General features: G+C 53.1%; 1 protein-coding gene. It reads right to left on the bottom strand.

Annotated elements, in window-relative coordinates; translation table 11 throughout:
- Nucleotides 1-619, bottom strand: a 619-nt coding sequence (locus tag ACXJ7R_RS35240; RefSeq protein WP_457155816.1) for a hypothetical protein, incomplete at its 3' end; no start/stop codon positions are given.
- Nucleotides 620-737: the final 118 nt, after the last annotated feature.

The raw sequence follows: 737 nt of genomic DNA on the forward strand, positions 1-737 counted from the left end.
CAGGAAGCGTCAGGTTCAGATTCTCTATGTCTATTCCCCAGTATCGCTTCGCTTGAGCGTATATGTAGTCAAACGCCGGAAGTCGTTCCCATGGATCGTAGGCAAAAGTCAGCCCGCCGTGACCAGAAATAAATTCAACATTGTCGACAATATTGCGGGCCAGGCCGACGAGTACGCCAACTTCTGTGTCAAGTGGAGCGAGGACACGGACAGCCGAATGCAGGCCGCTGTCACGTCTATGAATACGGTTACACGAAAAACTCCAGCTGCCTCTCGGATCGTCAATCGAAACGTGATCCCAATAGCGAAGCTCGAACGCTCTGCCTTCACGAATGCGTCTGTAAACCGGTTGAAGATACGGCTCCGGAAGACCGTTCCTTGCCGCAACGCGGCCACTCCTTGTCAACTCAGGCGCGGAAGCCAGCAGCCAATACGGAAACTCTGCAAGCCCGATCTTCTGAATCGAGCCTGGCGGAGAGGCCTGCCGGTAAAGCTCGATGAGGAAATCGAGCTCGGCCTGGGTGGGGCCTTTCAGGTAGACCGTCAGGTCGAGCATTACCTTGCACGCGATTTTGCCTTCGACGGAAAAGGGTCGAAGCAGTTGCGGAGGCAGCTTCATGAACCTGCACCCAATTTGACACCTATTCGTTGTCTTCGTCGCTTGATGTTCCGTTCACTTCCTCATCGATCATGTATTCGAGAGTCTCAAGCTTGAATACTAAGTAATCGGTAAAGTC

The organism is Mesorhizobium sp. P5_C1 (assembly GCF_054049815.1).